Source organism: Ligilactobacillus sp. ESL1201 (assembly GCF_058503265.1).
Map to the genome: position 1 here is coordinate 1599922 of NZ_CP196362.1, position 20214 is coordinate 1620135.

At 43.8% G+C, this 20214-nt stretch carries 18 protein-coding genes; 7 read left to right on the forward strand and 11 right to left on the reverse strand.

Going from position 1 to position 20214, the window contains the following annotated elements; translation table 11 throughout:
* Nucleotides 1-34 precede the first annotated feature (34 nt).
* The 6 genes from ACSYSK_RS07880 to ACSYSK_RS07905 form a co-directional block, all read right to left on the reverse strand.
* Nucleotides 35-1867, reverse strand: coding sequence for a helix-turn-helix domain-containing protein (locus ACSYSK_RS07880; protein ID WP_491714600.1), 1833 nt, complete (start codon nucleotides 1865-1867; stop codon nucleotides 35-37).
* A gap of 84 nt (nucleotides 1868-1951) precedes the next feature.
* Nucleotides 1952-2998: a tyrosine-protein phosphatase gene (locus ACSYSK_RS07885; protein WP_491714601.1), complete on the reverse strand. Its 1047-nt coding sequence runs from the start codon at nucleotides 2996-2998 to the stop codon at nucleotides 1952-1954.
* A complete protein-coding gene (locus ACSYSK_RS07890; RefSeq protein ID WP_491714602.1) occupies nucleotides 2998-3489 on the reverse strand; it encodes a PTS sugar transporter subunit IIB in 492 nt (163 codons plus the stop codon). Before ACSYSK_RS07890 ends, ACSYSK_RS07885 begins: the two co-directional genes overlap by 1 nt.
* 1 nt (nucleotide 3490) lies before the next feature.
* The gene (locus tag ACSYSK_RS07895) at nucleotides 3491-3901 is read right to left on the reverse strand and encodes a PTS sugar transporter subunit IIA (RefSeq protein ID WP_491714603.1); all 411 of its coding nucleotides are present in this window, start codon (nucleotides 3899-3901) and stop codon (nucleotides 3491-3493) included.
* Nucleotides 3902-3912: 11 nt separating this feature from the next.
* Nucleotides 3913-4776 (reverse strand): PTS system mannose/fructose/sorbose family transporter subunit IID, encoded by an 864-nt coding sequence (locus tag ACSYSK_RS07900; RefSeq protein WP_491714604.1) that lies wholly within the window; start codon nucleotides 4774-4776, stop codon nucleotides 3913-3915.
* Nucleotides 4773-5594: a PTS mannose/fructose/sorbose/N-acetylgalactosamine transporter subunit IIC gene (locus tag ACSYSK_RS07905; RefSeq protein ID WP_491714605.1), complete on the reverse strand. Its 822-nt coding sequence runs from the start codon at nucleotides 5592-5594 to the stop codon at nucleotides 4773-4775. The genes ACSYSK_RS07900 and ACSYSK_RS07905 overlap by 4 nt, the downstream gene beginning before the upstream one ends.
* A gap of 398 nt (nucleotides 5595-5992) precedes the next feature.
* Between ACSYSK_RS07905 and ACSYSK_RS07910 the strand changes: the two genes are divergently transcribed.
* The 4 genes from ACSYSK_RS07910 (at nucleotide 5993) to ACSYSK_RS07925 (ending at nucleotide 11879) form a co-directional block, all read left to right on the forward strand.
* Nucleotides 5993-6847, forward strand: coding sequence for a PRD domain-containing protein (locus ACSYSK_RS07910; RefSeq protein ID WP_491714606.1), 855 nt, complete (start codon nucleotides 5993-5995; stop codon nucleotides 6845-6847).
* Between the two features lie 104 nt (nucleotides 6848-6951).
* Nucleotides 6952-8922, forward strand: a complete 1971-nt coding sequence (locus tag ACSYSK_RS07915; RefSeq protein ID WP_491714607.1) for a beta-glucoside-specific PTS transporter subunit IIABC — start codon at nucleotides 6952-6954, stop codon at nucleotides 8920-8922.
* A gap of 22 nt (nucleotides 8923-8944) precedes the next feature.
* Entirely contained in the window at nucleotides 8945-10393 is a 1449-nt protein-coding gene (locus tag ACSYSK_RS07920) for a 6-phospho-beta-glucosidase (RefSeq protein WP_491714608.1), read from the forward strand.
* A 16-nt stretch (nucleotides 10394-10409) separates the two neighbouring features.
* A complete protein-coding gene (locus ACSYSK_RS07925) occupies nucleotides 10410-11879 on the forward strand; it encodes a glycoside hydrolase family 1 protein (RefSeq protein ID WP_491714609.1) in 1470 nt (489 codons plus the stop codon).
* 95 nt (nucleotides 11880-11974) lie between these two features.
* Here ACSYSK_RS07925 and ACSYSK_RS07930 read toward each other — a convergent pair whose 3' ends face one another.
* The gene (locus ACSYSK_RS07930) at nucleotides 11975-12712 is read right to left on the reverse strand and encodes a CPBP family intramembrane glutamic endopeptidase (protein WP_491714610.1); all 738 of its coding nucleotides are present in this window, start codon (nucleotides 12710-12712) and stop codon (nucleotides 11975-11977) included.
* Nucleotides 12713-12885: 173 nt separating this feature from the next.
* On the opposite strand from ACSYSK_RS07930, the gene ACSYSK_RS07935 reads away from it, so the two are divergent.
* Both ACSYSK_RS07935 and ACSYSK_RS07940 read left to right on the forward strand, forming a co-directional pair.
* Nucleotides 12886-13545, forward strand: coding sequence for a helix-turn-helix transcriptional regulator (locus tag ACSYSK_RS07935; RefSeq protein ID WP_491714611.1), 660 nt, complete (start codon nucleotides 12886-12888; stop codon nucleotides 13543-13545).
* 59 nt (nucleotides 13546-13604) lie between these two features.
* Entirely contained in the window at nucleotides 13605-14417 is an 813-nt protein-coding gene (locus ACSYSK_RS07940) for a Cof-type HAD-IIB family hydrolase (RefSeq protein ID WP_491714612.1), read from the forward strand.
* Between the two features lie 273 nt (nucleotides 14418-14690).
* Here the strand turns inward: ACSYSK_RS07940 and ACSYSK_RS07945 are convergent, their stop codons facing one another.
* From ACSYSK_RS07945 to treR, 4 genes are all read right to left on the reverse strand, one after another.
* Nucleotides 14691-15038 carry a PTS sugar transporter subunit IIA gene (locus tag ACSYSK_RS07945; RefSeq protein ID WP_491714613.1) on the reverse strand — a complete coding sequence of 116 codons (348 nt, stop codon included), beginning with the start codon at nucleotides 15036-15038 and terminating at the stop codon, nucleotides 14691-14693.
* Between the two features lie 26 nt (nucleotides 15039-15064).
* Entirely contained in the window at nucleotides 15065-15385 is a 321-nt protein-coding gene (locus tag ACSYSK_RS07950; RefSeq protein ID WP_491714614.1) for a PTS sugar transporter subunit IIB, read from the reverse strand.
* 108 nt (nucleotides 15386-15493) lie between these two features.
* On the reverse strand, nucleotides 15494-17164 hold the full coding sequence (treC, locus tag ACSYSK_RS07955; protein ID WP_491714615.1) for an alpha,alpha-phosphotrehalase: 1671 nt from the start codon (nucleotides 17162-17164) through the stop codon (nucleotides 15494-15496).
* 10 nt (nucleotides 17165-17174) lie between these two features.
* Complete coding sequence (gene treR, locus ACSYSK_RS07960; RefSeq protein ID WP_491714616.1) at nucleotides 17175-17900, reverse strand: trehalose operon repressor; 726 nt, start codon at nucleotides 17898-17900, stop codon at nucleotides 17175-17177.
* Between the two features lie 169 nt (nucleotides 17901-18069).
* Here treR and ACSYSK_RS07965 point away from each other — a divergent pair, with 169 nt between their 5' ends.
* Nucleotides 18070-20004: a PTS sugar transporter subunit IIABC gene (locus ACSYSK_RS07965; RefSeq protein WP_491714617.1), complete on the forward strand. Its 1935-nt coding sequence runs from the start codon at nucleotides 18070-18072 to the stop codon at nucleotides 20002-20004.
* The last annotated feature ends 210 nt before the right edge of the window (nucleotides 20005-20214 follow it).

Here is a 20214-nt window from a genome sequence, read left to right on the forward strand (position 1 = left end):
CCCCTTTTTCATTCGCCTTAAATAATACCACAGTTTACCAAGGGGTAAAATAACGACGTAATTCCGAATCAGCATTTTTAACTTCTAATAATCCCTTACTGAGATCCAAAATAACTACGTGTAAATTTTTTAACTGATGGTGTTGTAGCTCCAATGGCTCTTTAAATTTAAACAGTAAGTACCGGTTAGCTAACGGACGGTCATTAAATAAAGTCACGTAGGCGCTGGGCCCGCCAGTAAACGCGTTGAACAATAAAGCTTGCAGGTAAGCAGGAATTTCAGCCAAACGACCCAAGACTTGCTCAAGCTTGGCTACTATGGCATCCAATGTGTCCACCTCAAATATCAGCGGCTGTTTTAAATAACTAGTCACCGACCCAATTTTTCGTTTAGTGGCGAAAATACGTTTGCCCAAAGTCGCAATAAAATCATCGGAACTAAAAAAAGTAAACGGGATCACGGGGATCGGAAATTTAGCCACAGAATAAGGACTATTGCGCGAAACTAACAGGTAATCGTAGTCGCTATAATCCAGTTGCTCTAATTCATAAGAGTATACTAAATGATAATGCGCGTTGAGTTTAGTTAACCCTAGTTTTCTGATCAAACGTTCCGTTGCCAATTTTCCTTCGGTATTGACCACCAAAAAATTAGTTGGAAAATACTCGTTACGCTGACGACAAATTAAATTATAAAGCCCCATCACGACCTCAAAAAATAACCGGTCGTTTAAATCAAGCGTGCAATAAGTGGGGAATAATAGGTAACACCCAATCGCTAGCGAAATCGATGCCGGAAAATTTTTAACAATGTTAGCAGTCGTCTGACTGAAAGTCAAAGTCACCAAGTGATACTGTTTTTTTAGCAAGTAGAAGTAGGTAAATTGTTGTAAAAATAACCCCACGTCTGCGGGAAAATTCAGCTTAAAATGCTGCAGCCAAAATTTCACCTGGTGGTCAGATTGCCGTTGGGCTTGGACGGCAACTTCAGGGAGGTAATCTTGTTTAGTCAAACTACTGATTTCCTGGTTGGCGGTCAGATAAATGCTACAAAAGAATTGTTCGCCGGGCTGTTTTACCAATTGTTGGGCAACCTTGAAACTCGGTGTAGTACCGATCGCCCGTTTTTCAGTTGCAGTTAACTTCAACGGATGTCCTCGCCGCAACGGATAAACTAACAAGTACTTTACCGTCGCTAAAAAACCCGCGTCACTGAGTGGGTAGTGCGTCGCTAATATCACCCGCTGAAGTTTTTTAGCAGTGGCAACGACTTGCTTTTTAGTCAGTTGCAGCTGACCTAACGACACTTCGGGAAATAACACGTTCACCGAAAAATCATAGATATCTAACAAGTCGACCAAACAAGAACGAATTGCTCCTTCGACACCAACGACTTGCATTCCATAATAAGGAGTCACTTGAATACCTAACCCGTAATCCCGCAAGTATTCGTGAACTTGGCGCATATCTTTATTGATCGTCGCAGTGCTGACGTTTAATTTTTGTGCTAATTCCTCTTCTTTAGTGAAACCATCGTGGACTAATAATAAACGACAAATGGCAGGGACTCGTGGCTTATCCTTAAACTTCTTATTTAAATTTAGCTCCAAGTAAGACTGACACTGCAACTTAACGAATTCTAGCCACTTAGTTTCATTTAGCGGGTACGCTAAGTAGTAACCCTTGCCGCGTTGATTTTCCACTTGCACGTCGTGTCCTAATTGCACGAATAGTTCGTTGATCCGTCCCAGTTCGGTTTGAAGCGTGCGCAAAGAGATCCGTTCATCGCGCTGCAATTCTTCCTTGGATAAAAATTCGTGCGCCAAAAGTTGATTCAATAAATTGATTTCCCGGTAAGTTAATTGCATTCAAATTCTCCTAAACAAAAAAGAGGAGTTGTGACAAAAAGCAGCAGCTTGTGCCAACTCCCCCTCCTGCGCGTTGTTCATTAGTTATTCCAAAAACAACTTGCGCAAATTTTGTTCTACTTGTTTGGTCAATCCCAATTTTTGGACGGCAAATTCACGGATCGACCCATACTCATCTTTGATCTTAGCGAGTGAAGCTTGGATAAATTCCGGTCTGGTATCAAACAAAGAATACATGTAGTCGGCTACCTGCCGGTCATGAGTTTGCTCCCAAAAATTCTGATAGTAACGCGCGTTTTTTTCAGCCCGTGCCCGGCGCGTCAACATGTAGTCGTGTACCAGTAGCTCTTCTGGTACTCCTAGAATTCCTTCCAGCACCATAAAAGCAAAGCCAGTCCTATCTTTGCCCCCACGGCAATGCTGCAACGTCGGTAAATCTTGTTCGTTTGCCGTTACTTGCAGTGTCTGGCTAAATGCCTTGATACTAGCAGGAGTATCGACAAACGCTTCTTGCTGTGCGATCATTTCGTCACCGCCTTTTTTACCAGCAGCTAGTGCTCGCGCGGCCCGGTCTTTGAGCGCCGATCCCACCGCTTGATCCTGCGCCTTCCCCGCTGCCCGCGCGGTGTCGGCTTCCGGGTCGAAGTTAAACGAGCGAATGGCGGGAGAAATCTCCGGATTAGGTGTTTCCAAAATTTCACTAGCACTTCTAAAGTCAACAATCGATTTTAACCCGAGGTTACGAACAAACGTGAACCCCTCTGGCTTTAAATTATGCAAAAAATCCGAGCGATAAGCAACACCCCATTTAATTCGCCGGCCATCAACTGTGCGGTAACCACCGATGTCCCTTAAATTATACATCCCAGGAACCGGCAAAATCCGATAACCAAAAAGCAGCGGACGGTCTGCGGCAAATTCTAAAATAAAATACGTTGGCTGGTGTAAATCATACTCAAAATCAATGGTCAGCTCTGCTTTATTATCCTGGCAGATCAGATGCTTAGCCGTCGGGGCCACGTTATTTTCTAACGTCCAGTATAACCGATAACTAAGCGGTCCGTCTGCGGCAATTTTAATTTGTGTTTGCTGGCGCGACAGGAAAAAAGCCTCGGCGTAGTCGATTTGCATCACTTACCTCCTTTGACCTGCTCAATGTATTCTTTGAGTGGGGTAGGTGAATCGTAGGCCGCCATCTGAAAATTGATTGGAAGCTTGAGTTCCAGCAATTTCTTTAAGGCCTCGTCTTCTTCCGGTGTGAAACATAGATCGGGACTATAGCGGATCGTACGGTCATCACGTTCCCGCATCCCACCATAATTAACTTCTTTGATGTCAACTCCGCCTTCGATCATTTTCAGCAAATCAGCCGTGCTGGTGATCAATAGAAAAGTTGATTTATTGATCGGGTTTTTATGATAAACCCGAATAAACTTATCTACCCCAAAAACGTGTACGATGTAGCCTGGCGCAGCCATCTTCAACACCTGTTCTTGGACCGGATTGCTAGCGGCCTTATCGCTGATGCAAATGATCTGCTGGGCTCCGATATGGCGCAGCCATGAACTCGCCACCTGCCCGTGGATCAACCGATCATCAATACGTACCCATTCAATTGCCATTTTAATTTCCTCCTTTTTTCGCTTGTGCCGTGATATTGACCAGTGACTTGGCGTGTGTTTGCTCCACAATTTCTTGTGCCTGTGCCAAGTCAGTTGGCTTTCCCAGCAATAATTCCAGTAAAATCGGCACGTTTAACCCGGAATATACCAATACTTGTTCGTTAGTCAAGGTCAAGTAAGTGGAAATGTTAGCCGGGGTGCCCCCATAAATATCTACCAGCACCAAAGTTTCCTCGCCATTGGGACTTAAAGTAGCTACTTTTTCTTGGAGTTCCGCTAAACATTCGTCGTAAGTTCTTCCCGGAGTCACCGAAACGACCTCCACGTTTTCTTGCTTTTTACCGATGATCATTTCGGCGGTTTTTAGTGCTTCTTGGGCAAACAACCCGTGACTCGTTAGAATTAAGTTCATCGTATTTCCTCCTATTTCAAAATCCCGACTGCGGCTAAAATAGTCCCAAAGATCAGGATGGCAAAAATCAGCCAAGTTAGGTATTTCCGTGGCATATAGGAATGCAATTTGTACAGTCCTAAGGTAAATAATAACGGCAATAATTTAGGCATTACCCCGTCCAATAATTTTTGAATAGAGATCGTCGAGCCCTTCATCTTGATGACCGTTCCGACATCGATCTTGACGTACTGGGCGATCAACGCACCTACGACCATTACCCCGACCGCAGTCGAAATATTGATAATTTTTTGCATCACCTTAGCCTGTTCACCAGTTTTGATAAACTGGACTCCTTTTTCGTAACCCAAAATAATTCCATAGTACTTAACGGCGATATTTAATCCGTTGTAAATCAAAAACATCAATACCGGTCCTAAAAAATTCCCCTGTAAGGCATAAGCAGCACCGATACTACCGGCGATCGCTTGGATGGTGATCTTAAAAACACTATCGCCGATCCCAGCCAGCGGTCCCATCATCCCGGACTTAATGGCAACAACGGCCTCTTTATCGTCTTCACCAGTAGTCTCTTCTACGGCAGCGGTAATTCCCAAAATCATCCCCGTTGCAGTGATCTGCGACAAAAAGTAAGTCAAATGCCGTTTCATCGCTTCGATCCGCAGTTCCTTATTATCACCGTACAAACGGCGAATGATCGGGATCATCGCGTTTAAAAAACCCAAAGCCTGCGTCAACACCAGCGTAGAAGTCAGGTTTAGCCCCCAGATCTGTAAGCGCCAAAAGACTTTATTCAAATCCTTGCGGGTGATTTGATGGTCAGGCGTACCGTTAGTTTTAGCAGTCGTTGCAACTGCTTGTTTCTTTTCACTCATAGATCATACCCCTCATCTTCGTCTTCTTCAGTAGCAGTAGTCGTTGATTGCGGTGCGCTGGCAGCTTCGTTTTGCCGGTCGATGATCTCCATAATGTATGAATAGATCACGGCAAAGACCAGCGAGAGTAACGTCACCGGCAAGATCCCCAATTTTAAATAAGCCGACAGGACAAAACCAAAGATCAAAAACGGCCACAGTGTTCCTTTCATCATCAGAGTCATCAAGATCGATAACCCCACGGCAGGCAAAATTGCTGAAGCTGTACCCATCCCGTTCAAAATATTATCGGGAACTACGGTCAAGATCTTATCAACGATCCCTTTTTGGAAATAAACGAAAATAAACGTGGGGATCGCCCGTAACAAAAACTGAATCACAAAAGCAACAATGTTGATCTGCATCATACCACTCAGGTCACCTTTTTCGGCCTGATGTTGCGCCCATGGTTCGAAAAATTGCTTCAAAACCTTAGTAAAAACGATCAATTGCTGAATCAAAATAGCAACCGTAGTCGCAGCGGCCACCCCGGCGGCGATCCCCTTAGGAGTAGCGCCGGTCCCAGACGTGATCGAAACGGTGATCCCGATAATGGTACCGACGATCATGTCGGGTGTTTGGTAGCCAGCCATGTTGCCTAACCCCATCCACATCAATTCCAAAGTAGCAGAGATCACGAGCGCCGTCGTCATGTCACCTAAAATCAAACCGACGACTGGCCCGACTAACAGCGGGCGCCGAAACATCTGCGGTCCTTGATCGTCGTAGGAACAAAAGCCGGCCCACGCAGCGATCAGTAATGCTTTAACCAAACTCATTGAAACTCACTCCTTTCTGATACTTACATTTTAGTGAAGCGCTTACAATAATTCTAGCTATGTTTTTAACATTTTAGACGCAAAAATTAAGGAGAAAGTTTCAGCTGTGAATTAGACCGGCCAGCACCCACGGACTATCGACAATGAGTCGTTCGAGACACAGGTTGCTGGTCTAAGAAGTACAATTGGACAAGCTGCAACAACCAACTTTCACAAAATATTATTTAAAAATCAGTAAAATTTAGTTGACATCGTTTTCAAAATGTTTTATGGTTAAACTTGTGTAAAACTTTAAGTGTGTTACTGATTCGATCAGGCATTAACCTACAAACACTAGCGTAAGGATAACTAGCAATGTAGGTTTTTTTATTGGTGTGAATTGGAGGAAGGCGACAACAGTGAAGTTTATTAAAAATTTTAATAATAATGCTGCCTTAGCCAAAGATCATTCTGGCGTCGAATGGGTAATCATCGGTAATGGAATTGGTTTTGGTAAAAAAAGAGGGGACGTGGTTGACGAACAAAAAATCACACGGCGATTTGTAGCCGTAGAAAAAAATATGTGCATGGTCGACAGTGTCAGAGATATTGACCCTAAAACATTGTCGCTGACGTCGCAAGTAATCGAACTCGCGTACCAGCAATTGGGAATCAAGTTTTCCGATTACCAGTACTTAGTTTTAGCCGACCACCTCGACTTTGCCTTCCGGCGTGCAGACGAAAAGATCCAGTTAGGAATTAATTCGTGGGAAGTCCACAAGCTGTTTCCCCAAGAGTTTGCCACGGCGAGTCAAGCGGTCGAATTGCTCCGCAAAAAAACTGGTTTAGCGTTGCCAGATAGCGAAATAGTCTATCTGACCTACCATTTTGTCAACGCGGCTTCTGATCAAACCAAGGTACAAGAAACGGTCAGGATCACCAAATTAATTCGCGGGATCGTAGCTATTATTGAATATCAATACGGCATTCAACTCGACGAGCATACTTTTAATTTTAACCGGTTTATGACCCACCTGCGCGGATTTATGGTCCGTCATATTGCCGATCCACAGGCCAATGACAACGGTAACGAATTGGACGCGGCATTTCTAGAACTCATGAAAACCAAGTATGCTAAAGCCTATCAAACAGTCACTAAGATCGGCACTTATTTACACGAACAAGCTGGCTGGAATTTGCAGCCAGACGACCAAGTTTATCTCACGTTGCATGTCTGGCGGGTCACTCACCGCCAGGATCAACATCATAATTAATATTTTTTAAGGCGTGTTACTTTAAGCAGGCATTAGCCCGAAAAACCTCCTATTTGTGTTGGAGTTTTTTCGGGCTTTTGTCGTCATTTAAAAGGAGGATCCTCATGGCTTACGAAGATTTAAGTCGCACAATTATCGCCGGTGTCGGCGGTAAGAAAAATGTTGTCAGCGTAGTCCACTGTACAACTAGATTACGTTTCAAACTCAAGGACGATAAAAAAGCAGACGATGCTACGTTAAAAAACACCGATGGTATCATCTCGATCGTTAAATCTGGCGGTCAGTACCAAATCGTGATCGGCAATCACGTTGCTGACGTTTATGATACTTTGATCAAAGTCGGTGGCTTTCACGATGGCGGTGAAGTGGCAGACGACTATGTCGATACCAGCAACATGAGTATCATGGACAGGTTCATTGATTTAGTTTCCGGTATTTTCACCCCGATCTTAGGACCAATGTGTGCTGCCGGGATGATCAAGGGTTTCAACGCGATGTTTTTAGCCTTTGGTTGGGAAGCTCAAACTTCTGGCACGTACACTATCCTAAATGCGATCGGCGATAGTATCTTTTATTTCTTCCCTGTGATCTTAGGGATTTCTTCCGCTAAAAAATTCAAGATAGATTCTTACTTAGGTGCTACCATCGGGGCTGCTATGTGCTACCCGACGATCGTTGCTGTTGCAAGCAGTAAGACGACTCTCTTCACCGTTTTTAAGGGAACATTTTTAGCTTCACCGATCCATATGACTTTCTTAGGGATCCCCGTGATCTCCATGAACTACACCTCTTCGGTCATCCCGATCATTTTAGCGATCTGGTTTGCTTCTAAAGTTAATCTCCTCGCTAAAAAATGGATCCCGACCGTGGTTCAAACTTTCTTAGTACCATTCGCAGTCTTACTGATCACTATTCCGATCACATTCTTGATCATCGGGCCGATTGCTACTTGGTTAGGAAACGCTATCGCAGCGATCGTTAGTGCCGTTTACAACTTCAGTCCGATCATCGCCGGGATCTTGATGGGTGCCTTCTGGCAAGTCTTCGTTATCTTCGGCGTTCACTGGGGCTTTGTAGCCGTCATGATGACCAACATCGCTGCTTTAGGTTACGACCCGATCTTGGGCTTATCACTAGCCTGCTCGTTTGCACAGACCGGCGTTGTCTTAGCTATCATGATGCAAACTAAAGACGAAAAGACCCGCAGTGTTGCTATCCCTGCTTTTGTTTCTGGGATCTTTGGTGTTACTGAACCTGCTATTTACGGTGTTACTTTACCGCGGAAAAAACCGTTCGTCCTCAGCTGTATTGCTGGCGCGATCGGTGGCGGCATGGTCGGCTTTTTCAAGGTCAGAGTCTTCCAAATGGCCGGCATGGGGATCTTCTCTATTCCTGATGCTATTGGTAAAGCCGGGATCGACAGCCGCGTTTGGGGCTTGATCGCTGCAATGGCAGTTGGTACTGTTTTAGGTTTCTTATTCCAGTTATTATTTGGCAAAAATAGTGTTGACGAAACGATCGAACAACAAGCTGCACAGGCTGCCGGCGTTGCAACAGGTAACGCTAATGGTGCTACAACCGACGCTCACATTACCGTTGAACAACCAAAAGTTTCTTATAACCAGCCAGAAAAAATCGTTGCCCCACTCAGCGGGACCGTCGTTGCTTTAAGCGACGTCAAAGATGAAGTCTTCGCTAGCGGCGCAATGGGCAAAGGAATCGCCATCACTCCTAACGCCGGGCAAGTTAATTCTCCGGTCAACGGCACGGTTGCGATGGTCTTTCCTACCGGACACGCAGTAGGAATCAATTCGAATCAAGGTGCCGAGATCATGATCCATATTGGCATGGACACAGTCGAATTAGACGGCAAGGGCTTCAAGACACTGGTAGAAAAAGGCCAAAAAATCGAAGTCGGCACTCCGTTGATTGAATTTGACCTCGATGCGATCCAAAAAGCCGGTTACGAAACCACGACACCCGTAGTCATTACCAACTCAAAGAGTTATCATGATGTTAAGCCGGTAGCTAAAAAACAAGTTGTTAGCGGTGATCAATTATTAACTTTGGAATAAGCAGAAAGGTGGAAAACTCATTATGAGTACAAAAAATACTTTTCCCCAAGGATTTTTATGGGGTGGTGCAACAGCCGCCAATCAGTTAGAAGGAGCATACAACACAGATGGTAAGGGATTATCGATCGCCGACGTCTTGCCTCAAGGACGCGACCGTTTGGCCGTAGTCAACGCCCCAGACTTCGATTTTACCCTCGACGCCAACCGTTTTTATCCTAACCATGAAGGCATCGATCACTACCACCACTTTAAAGAAGACATCGCCTTATTTGGCGAAATGGGCTTTAAGTGCTACCGCTTTTCGATCGCCTGGTCGCGCATCTTTCCTAACGGCGACGAACAGGAACCTAACGAAAAAGGCTTGCAATTCTACGATAAGGTGATTGCTGAGTGTTTAAAAAATAACATCGAACCCGTGATCACTATTTCCCATTACGAATTACCGCTCAACCTCGTCAAAGAATACGGCGGCTGGAAAAATAAAAAGCTGATTGCCTTTTACGAACGCTTTGCCCGCACCGTTTTGACCAGATACTATAAAAAAGTCAAATACTGGATGACGTTTAACGAAATTAACAGTGCCGCTCATTTTCCAGTGATGGGTCAGGGATTAGTTGTCTCTAACGGCGCTAACGAGCCTAAAAATATCTATCAGGCTTGGCACAACCAATTCGTTGCCAGCGCCAAGGCTGTTAAGATCGGCCACGAGTTAGATGAAAACCTCCAAATCGGTTGCATGATCTTGTACGCAACGACTTACAGTTATGACTCTAACCCGAAAAACCAGCTGGCTACCTTACAAGAAAACCAAGCCAATAATTTCTTTTGCACCGACGTTCAAGTTCGCGGCCATTATCCCGCTTATACTAAAAGTTTGCTGGCACGTAAGGGAGTTAAACTCAGTGACCTCGACTACACCGACGAAGAATTAGACTTGCTGGCCAAATATCCCGTCGATTACATCGGGTTTAGCTATTACATGTCTTCCGTGATCGACGTTACTGGCGCCACCACCAAGACGACCAACGGTAACATGATGGGCGGCGTCGAAAACCCGTTCTTAAAATCAAGCGACTGGGGCTGGCAGATCGACCCGACCGGACTACGGATCGCGTTGAATCAATTATCCGACCGCTACCAAAAACCCCTCTTCATCGTTGAAAATGGCCTAGGTGCCGTCGATCAGCCGGACGAAAATCACTACGTCAAAGACGATTATCGTATCGATTACTTGCGCCAACACATTCAGGCGATCGCAGGCGCAATCGCCGACGGCGCCGATGTCATGGGTTATACTCCTTGGGGGTGCATCGATCTAGTCAGCGCATCGACTGGTGAAATGTCCAAACGTTACGGTTTCATTTACGTCGATGTCGATAACGAAGGTAAAGGCAGTTTTAAACGCTATAAGAAAGAATCATTTAACTGGTACCAAAAAGTGATCGCAACAAACGGTGCTGATTTAGACTAGCGAGGAGGATTACGCGATGTATTCAAAAAGCATACCAACAGGATTTAAGCCTGGGTTCCTTTGGGGTGGCGCCACGGCAGCCAACCAAATCGAAGGTGCGTGGAACGTTGACGGCAAAGGACTGACTACCGCCGAAGTCGTCCAAAAAGCCCAAAATCGGACCGATTCGATGGCAATGAATAAGGTCACAAAACAATCTATTCAAGCTGCCATTACCGACCAAACCGATACGCTTTATCCCAAACGTCGTGGCATTGATTTTTACCACCATTACAAAGAAGACATCAAGTTAATGGCAGACATGGGTTTTAAAGCTTTTCGTTTATCAATTGCTTGGGCGCGCATTTTTCCGACCGGTGACGAAAAACAGCCCCACGAAAAGGGACTCGCATTTTACGACGCGGTCTTTGACGAATGCGCGAAGTACGGTATCGAGCCAGTCGTTACCCTTTCGCATTACGAGATGCCCCTAGCCTTGACGTTAAAACAAAATGGCTGGGCTAGCCGCAAAACGATCGAATGCTTTACTCGCTACACCGAAACGGTCTTTAAACGCTACCGCAATAAGGTTAAATACTGGATGACTTTTAATGAGATCAACGCAGCTATTTGGGGCTTCACCGCCACCGGTGCGCTAGACGAAGGCCTAAGCCCGGACGAAAAACTGCAACTGAGCTATCAAGCCGTCCATCATCAGTTTGTAGCAAGCGCAATCGCAGTGCAACAGTGCCACGAGATCATTCCCGACGCCAAAATTGGCTGTATGTTAGCGCGGATGCAAAATTACCCGCAAACTCCGGACCCGGCAGACGTCGTGGAAACCCAGCACCAAGACGACTTGAACATGTTTTTTACCGACGTGCAGATCCGCGGCGAGTACCCGGAATACATGAATCGCTATTTCAAAGAACACAATATTGAGATCCAAATGGAACCCGGCGACGAAGAACTGTTGCAAAAAGGAACGGTCGACTACCTGGCATTTAGCTACTACATGTCGATGGTCGCTGCAGCCCCGGGAAAGGCTCAAGAAGAAACTAGCGGTAACCTAACGTTTGGTGGGAAAAACCCGTACCTAGAGGCTAGCGACTGGGGTTGGCAGATCGACCCGGTTGGACTGCGTATCACACTCAACGCCTTTTGGGACAGGTATCGCATCCCACTGTTCGTCGTAGAAAACGGCTTGGGTGCTAAAGATCAGATCGCACCCGACGGTAAAATTCACGACACTTACCGCATCGATTACCTGCGCAAACACATCGAGCAAATGAAAGAAGCAGTCAAAGATGGCGTCGATTTGATGGGTTACACGACGTGGGGCCCAATCGACCTAGTCAGTGCCGGAACTTCTGAGATGTCTAAACGTTACGGTTTCGTGTACGTTGACCAAGACGACGAAGGTCACGGCACGCTCAAACGGACACCAAAAGATTCGTTTTACTGGTATCAAAAAGTGATCGCATCTAACGGAGAAAAACTAGATTAATTAAACCGCGAATCAGGCCGATTAGTAGGTGAGCATTAACCTAATACGTACAAAAGGGATCAAGACAAAAATATTTTGCCTTGGTCTCTTTTGTATTATTCGACAATAAAACGTCGTGTGGCCTCTTGTTTTTTAGGAAACAACCAAACTGCCAGCGCCAAGTAAAACAGCAAGACGCACACCGAACTACCCCAATTAGCACTAGACACTTCTGCACCCGGTTTTTGCACGAAACTCAATAAAAAGTCGATCCAAAAATGAACACACATTGAAGTCCTGAGATTACCGCTCCTAAGGTAAAGTACCGCAAACAAAGATCCCATTCCACAGACTTGGATCACCTGGCAAATAGTCGCAAATAACGGCTGAGATGCTAAATTGTCTAGGTGCCACAGGCCAAACAACAGTCCCGACAGCAAAATTGCGGCCCACGTTGATAGTAAATGATGTTTGGGGCTAAAAGTAATTTGTAATAGTTGGTCAAAAATCACACCGCGGCCTAACAATTCTTCGGCTAGTGCCACCAACACTATTTCTATAAAATAAGTGCCGACCGTGCGCGGCCCACCAACAAATAGCAGCAAGATGACGATCAACCCGATCAACCACAACGGCCGCACTTCTTTTTCAAGCGCTAAATTTAGCTTGATCCTGCACCGCGTAGTGATGGCGTTCAGTACTAACACTATGATAATGGTATTGATTTTATAAAATATCATGTCTAAATCATGATCACTGACCATTTTTCCCAATAAATAATTCGACAAGTCATCGATTACTAAGAAAGCAATTACAAACACGAATAAATTTAATACTAATTTTTTCTTGGTCATAAATATCATCCTCAACGTTTTAAATTTGGCGTTCACTTGCAAGCTAGCGCAAAATTTGACCGACCGTCAAGAGTAACTTCCAAGACAAGTATGTCTGGCGCGACAAGACATTTTTATCTTTCCCAAAATAGCTTATAATATAAACGAAAAGTATGCGAAAGGATTTATTACCTATGACCATCGGAGAAAAAATCAAAATCTACCGCACAGATAACCAGCTGACTCAAGAAAAATTAGCCCAGAAACTACTAGTCTCACGCAAGACCATCTCGGGCTGGGAAAATAACCACAGTATCCCGGACATCAACATAGTAGCAGAGCTGGCTAAAATTTTTAATACCACCATTGACGAACTGATCAGTGAAGATCCGGTAGTATTAAACCATTACCAACAACAAGAACAAACAGCGCAACACAGTAAAGTGATCGAAATTATTTTGTATTGCCTGTTATTGATTTTAACCGTGTTATCTTTATTCGGAGATATTATTCCCTACTTCCCATTTTTACTTATTATTACTACTACTACAGCCGGTGAAATTTACTACCTGATAAATTTCACTGACTGGCAAAGATTCAAGCAGAATAAAAAAATAATTTTTCTATTCCTTTCTTTCTTGATATTTTTAATTGCTAACGCTTTTTTTACCCCATTTAGTTCTGTTGACTTCAGTGAATTAAGTCAAAAATCAATTTCCTATGACCTTGGCATCCTTGTGGGAAAATTACTCAGATTTTTAGCATTTCCCGTTAGCGATACCATTTTACTTAATTTTTATCCGTCTCAACTCACAGATTTTCTGCGAAAATTTCATTTATTTCCCGGGAAATAGTCAATTTCACCGTCAAGAAAAAATAATTTATGCTATGCTTAAATCAAAGGAGGTGCACCATGGCTATTAAACTAATCGCACTCGATATCGACGATACCTTACTGAACTCACAGGGCAAAATTACGCCTAAAACCCACAACGTTTTGACCGCCGCTAGCAATGCAGGAAGCAAAATCGTATTGTGTTCGGGACGCCCTTTACCCGGCGTGCAACCCTACTTAGATCAATTAAAGATCAAAGGCGACCACCAATACGTGATCACCTACAACGGTAGTGTCCTGTCGACCGTCAGTGGCAAAACAATTTTTGCCCTTGCTTTAGCCAATCAAACTTACCGCCAAGTAGACGATTACGCCCGCCAAAATCAGCTCCAGTATAACGTCTTGGATTTGCAAGGCAATATTTACACCAGCGATCACGACGTCAGCCGCATTACGGTCATTCAGGCGTGGGAAAATAACGCCGGGATCTTGATCAGAAAACCGGCCGAATTACCGGCGAATTTTCAAGCAGCTAAGGCCGTTTTTGTCGGCGAAAAAGATAGTTTAGACCTCTACGAAAAAGACGTTAAAGCTAAATTCGGTGACACTAATTACGTCGTGCGCGCCGCGGCTAATTTTTTAGAGATCATGAATAAAAAAGCCAATAAGGGCGCGGCACTTGCTCAATTAGCTGAAAAACTCTCACTGACGGCAGACGAAGTCATGGCCGTTGGTGACGACAAAAACGACCTGCCAATGCTTGATTTCGCGAAATATTCGGTCGCAATGGGTAACGCGACGCCAGTTGCCAAGCAACACGCCAACTACGTCACGGACACCAACGACAACGACGGCATCGCGCAGATAATAGAAAAATTAGTGAATTTGTAATAAACGGCGCTCAACAGTGGCAACTAAGCTAAAATGGTAATTAAATCAGGTCTGAATATTGCGGGCGGAACTAGACACAAAGAGGACCGGGGCAAAAATACTTTTGCCCCGGTCCTCTTTGTGTTTTCCGTAAATAATAGACTGATCGTGCTCCAAAAAGCAGCAGTTTGCGCCTAGCTACGTTTCAAAATAAAACCAAAGTTCAGGTTTTACTTTGAAACTAGGCTAGTGCTCGAAACGCTTTTTGTCCCAACTCCCTCTATTGTATTATTCTTATTTCTTTTTGAGTTCAGCTAATTGTTCGTAAACGTCCACGAAATTTTGTGCTAAATCTACAAAAGTGATTGCCGTCATCAAATGATCTTGCGAGTGCACCATTAATAACGTGACTTGCTGATGTTGCCCCTGTGCTTCCTTAGTCAACATGTCAGTCTGCGTGTTGTGCGCTTGTACTAAGGCCTTTTGCGCGTCGTCTAGTTTTTGGTGAGCCGTTGTCAGGTCGCCTTCCTTAGCGGCTTTGATGGCTTCCACCGCAAACGACTTAGCGTTACCAGCATTAATGATCAGCCCCATCGTTACTTGTAGCTGTTTTTCTTGCGCGCTTTGTTCTTCTTCAGCCATGAATTTGCTCCTTTGCGGTTAATTAACTAACCTTCCATTAAGTCGTAAGCTTGTTTTAACACTTTTTCACCATCCATCATGCCGTAAGCCTGCATATCGATAATAGCTAACGGGATATTGGTACCCTCTAGCTTACTCTTAAAGTCGCTTTCCATGTAGCGCACCTGCGGCCCGAGTAAGACGCAATCGATTTGTTTATTGCTTAAATTATTATCCGCTTCTGCAGCCGGTGCAGCGAAGATCTCCACGTCTTTACCCTGTTCTTTTGCTACATTTTGCATCTTAGTTACCAATAAACTCGTACTCATTCCCGCTGCACAGCACAGCATGATCGTCTTTTCAGCCATTCTAAATCCCTCCATCATAATAATTAGCCAGCGCCCTGAAGCGTTTTCCAATAAACCATTTATAGCATATTATCACCTTTTTTACAACTTTGCTTGTACCTACAAAGGTTAGAAAACAGCTGCTTTAACTGCAATTGCTTCATACGGACGCAGTTTCAAAGTAGTTGGTAACTGACTTAATTGAGTGGAATAATTACTGATCATAGTTTGACACTCAAGGTTGTGGATTTTCGTTGGTAGCTGTACCTCATGAGCTTTAGCATAAAAATTAGTGAAGACCAAAAGCTGCTGTTCCTTGCCGTCCAAATAACGCCTGTACGCTAACACCTGCGGGTCCGCTTTTAAAAACATTTTGATATGCCCAGCAGAAATCAAGGGTTCCGTTTTGCGCAGATGAATCAACTTTTGATAATAGGCAAAAATTTGTCCATGCGCTAATTCAGTCATAACATTGATTTCTTTTTGATTCGTCGGCGTCAGCCACGGTCTCACCCGACTAAAACCAGCATACTTACTATTGTCCCAATGCATCGGAGTGCGTGAATTATCCCGCGATTTAGTTTGAATAATCGCTAACGCTTCTTTGGGATCCACTCCTTTTTGAATTAAATTTTTATAGGCGTTTTGACTCTCAATATCAACATAATCATTCATTGAAGAATATGCAGGGTTGATCATCCCCAATTCCTCACCCATATAAATAAAAGGCGTGCCGCGCATCAAATGAATTGCCGTAGCCAACATCTGTGCAGACTGGACCCGGTATTTTTTAGTGTCACCGAAACGATCAAGCGCCATCGGCTGGTCATGATTGTTCCAAAACAACGCGTTCCAACCATTGCCTTGATCCATTTTTTCTTGCCATTGGGTAAATAAGTCCTTTAACTTCATAAAATCAAACGGCATTTTGGTCCATTTCTCGCCGTCTAAATAGTCCACTTTCAGGTGGTGAAAATTAAAGACCATCGATAATTCGTGATTCTGCGGATCCGAATAGGCAATTGCATTTTTAATAGTGGTAGAAGACATCTCCCCTACCGTAATGGCAGCAGGATCTTTGCCAAAACTATTCTGGTTCATTTCCGTTAAGTATTGGTGTACGACTGGCGTATCGGTATATAAACTTTTTTCCTGCTCGGGGTCAGTTGAATCAAGCAGTGTTTGGCTTTTACCCGTAACGTTAATGACGTCAAACCTAAAGCCCTTGACCCCCTTAGCCCGCCAAAAATTAACCACATCGACAGCAGCTTGGCGTACCTGTGGGTTATGCCAGTCTAAATCTGCTTGTGTTTTATCATATAAGTGTAAGTAATAATAATCGGTATCACCAAATTTTGACCAGGCAGGCCCACCAAATTTACTTTGCCAGTTAGTCGGTAAATCACCGTTAGCTTTAGCCTTTCGGAGGTAGAAAAACTTTTGGTACTTTTCTTCACCGGCTAACGCTTTTTGAAACCATTGATTTGCAGTAGAACAATGATTAAACACCATATCCAACATGACATCCACGTGAATTTTACGCAGTCGTGCGACTAATTCCTCAAAATCAGCCATCGTGCCGAAAACGGGGTCGATCCGGTAATAATCGGCAATATCGTAGCCATTATCATTTTGCGGCGAAACAAAAAAGGGATTAAACCAAATCATATCGACGTGGAGTTTTTGAATGTAATCTAATTTCTGAATAATTCCTGGAATATCGCCAATTCCATCGTTATTAGAATCATAAAATGACTTGGGATAAATTTGATAAATTACCTTTTGCCCTAAATTAGTCATGCATATCCTCCTAAAAATCAATTTTTTTCCGGCGCGCAAAATCAACAAACTTAAACTTTCTCGGATTATGAAAAGATAAAGTCAGCTGAAAAGCGGTAGTATCACTTAAAAAACTTTGGCTCGCGACTAAAACCGCCGAATCACTATGTAACTTTAGCTTTTGCTTTAGAGTAAAGTCGATCTCCTCGACAGTAATAGTTTTAGTGGCGTAGGAAATATCCAAATTCAGTTCGTCTTCAATATAGTGATAAATAGAATTTTGAGCTGCTACCAGTGGTAAATCTTTAATCGGCGGCGTAAATAAAAAATCACAGTCTAAGACTGCAGGCTCACCATCAATGATCCGTAAGCGTTCCAAGTAAATTCCCTTTTTCTCGCCACTTTCGGGAAATTTAGCGTGAAAAAGCGCGGGCATGGAATCCATTTTTTCTAACACAAGGACTTTAGTTTGCGCCTTCATTGCCAAAGAGCCATTGAGTTCTGCAAAACTAGAAATTCCAGAAATTGGGAAAGAATACTTTTCTAAGTTTAAAACCATTGAGCCCTTCCCGCGGATTTTTTGAATCAAGCCCAGTTCATTTAACTGTGCCAAAGCCTTCCTGATCGTTTCCCGCGAAGTACCGTACAATGAGGCTAATTGATTTTCAGTCGGTAAAAAAGTTCCCGCTTCAAACTGACGGTAATGAATTTTAGAAGCTAGATCCTTAGCGACTAATGAAGTTTTAGATGCAGTCATAGAAAAATCCTTTCATTAAACTCAAGTTAACACTTACATTATAACTAATTTAGTATGTACAAGTAAAATTTATCATATTTACTGTAATTATCACTATTATATTAATCATTGACAACTTGTACGTACAAGTATAAGATTTGGTTGTAACCGTTTCAGAGGAGGAATAGTCATGAAAACTCACCAAGAAAAATTTTTAGCGCCAGTTGATGGGAAAGTTATTGCCTTATCCCAAACTGACGATCCGACTTTTAGCAAAGGAACAATGGGGCAAGGTTTCGGCGTCGTTCCTACTGCTGGTAACATTTTAGCACCGGTAACTGGTAAAATAACCCTAGTCGCTGAAACTAAACACGCAATTGGGATCACAACCGCCAATGGACTAGAAGTTTTGGTCCATATGGGAATCGACACCGTTAACTTAAAGGGACAAGGTTTTACAATTCAGACCGCTGTCGGACAAAAAGTACAGGCCGGCGCTGCCCTGGCAACGATGGATCTTGCCGTTATTAAAGAGCATCATTTCGACCCCACTGTACTAGTGGTTATTACCAACTCCAATACCACTCTAGCGGGTTTGGATATTACCGAAGGAAAAACTGAAGCTAGCCAAGAAATTGCCACTGCTTACTTGACAGCGGACACACCAACTACAAATTCGAACCAGAAATTATCATACGATGAACTAGCAACTTTTATCATCCAAAACGTTGGTGGCGTCCAAAATATCAAAAATGTGATCCACTGTATCACTCGCCTCCGGTTTTACTTAAAAGACGAATCCCAGGCCAACGATGAGATCTTAAAAAATCAACGGGGGATTTTAGACGTTTTACACGCTTCCGGACAATATCAAGTCGTAATCGGTGACGGTGTCGCCAACGCCTTCGATGCTATCTTAAAACAGTATCCTGAATTAGAAGATAACGCCGAGCCAATCCAAACAACTACCAACACCGGAGGTAATCCCTTTTCACGAGCCGTTGGTAATCTGATCGGCTTTATTACCGGTTCCATGAGCCCGGTGATCGGCGTCATTGCTGCTTCAGGTATTATTAAAGGGATCCTCGCCTTATTAACTTTACCGCAACTAGGATCATTGTTAAGTGCTAAAGGTGCAATTTACATTACGATCAGTGCCATGGCTGACTCGGCTTTCTTCTTTCTGCCAGTTTTAGTCGGTTTTAGTGCAGCCAAACGTTTGGGCAGTGACCCGATCATCGCTGCAGTGATTGGCGGAGTCTTGTCTTATCCCCAACTGATCACTTGGGGGAAAGCTGGTAAAGTTATGTTTGCCATCGGCGGTTTGAAATTTCAATTTTTAAATTATACTTATTCTATTTTTCCGATGATTCTAGCGGCTTGGTTGGCCATGAAATGTGAAAAGTGGCTCAAAAAAGTGCTACCAACTTACCTGCAAATGATTTTTGTCCCGTTAATTACCGTTTTAGTGGTGGCTACGATCACGTTAGTCATTACCGGACCGATCATTCAAACTATCGCTAACGGCTTAGCTGTCTTGATCAATTGGTTAGTTTCTGTTTCCGGCTGGCTTGGTGGTTTTATCATCGGCGGCCTGTATCAAGTACTAGTTATCTTCGGGTTCCATTGGGGCGTTGTGCCGCTGGTCACCCAACAAATTGCAAGTACCGGTCAAAGTGCGATCAACGCCATTATCTGTTCGACAATGATCGCCCAAGGTGCCGCAGTTTTAGCAGTCGCCATTAAATCTAAAAAATCGGATATTAAAGAGTTAGGTTTTGCCGCCATGATCAGTGCCTTTTGCGGCGTTACTGAACCGGCAATTTACGGGATCAATTTACGTTACAAGAGGGTCTTTATTTCTGGTTGTATCGGCGCCGCTTTTGGTGGTTTAGTCACCGGCTTGATGCACGGGACAATGTACGGCTTTACCGGTGGTTTGATCGGCTTTTCTAGTTTCTTCAACCCGAAAGCTCCGGGAGACCTAACTAGCTTTTATGCCTTCTTATTAGCAAGTGTTGTTACTATTATCGTTGCTTTTGTAGTCACTTGGTTTTGGGGATATAACGATGAAATGGTCATGGGACAAAAAGTAGCCAAAGCTAAACGCCCGGGAAAAGCCTAAAAGTAAACTGACCGTCAACTACTAAGTTCATAATTAAACCAAAAATTGGAGCTGGGACAAAATTCTGTTTTGTTCCAGCCCCTATTTGGTTTTCGTAAGTAATAGACTTTATCGCGTTTTTCAATCCAGCAGGATATGTCCTGGACACCGACCAACAAATCCAAGTAAAGGATTTGTCTGTCAGTGCCACTTAGTCCACGACTACAACCG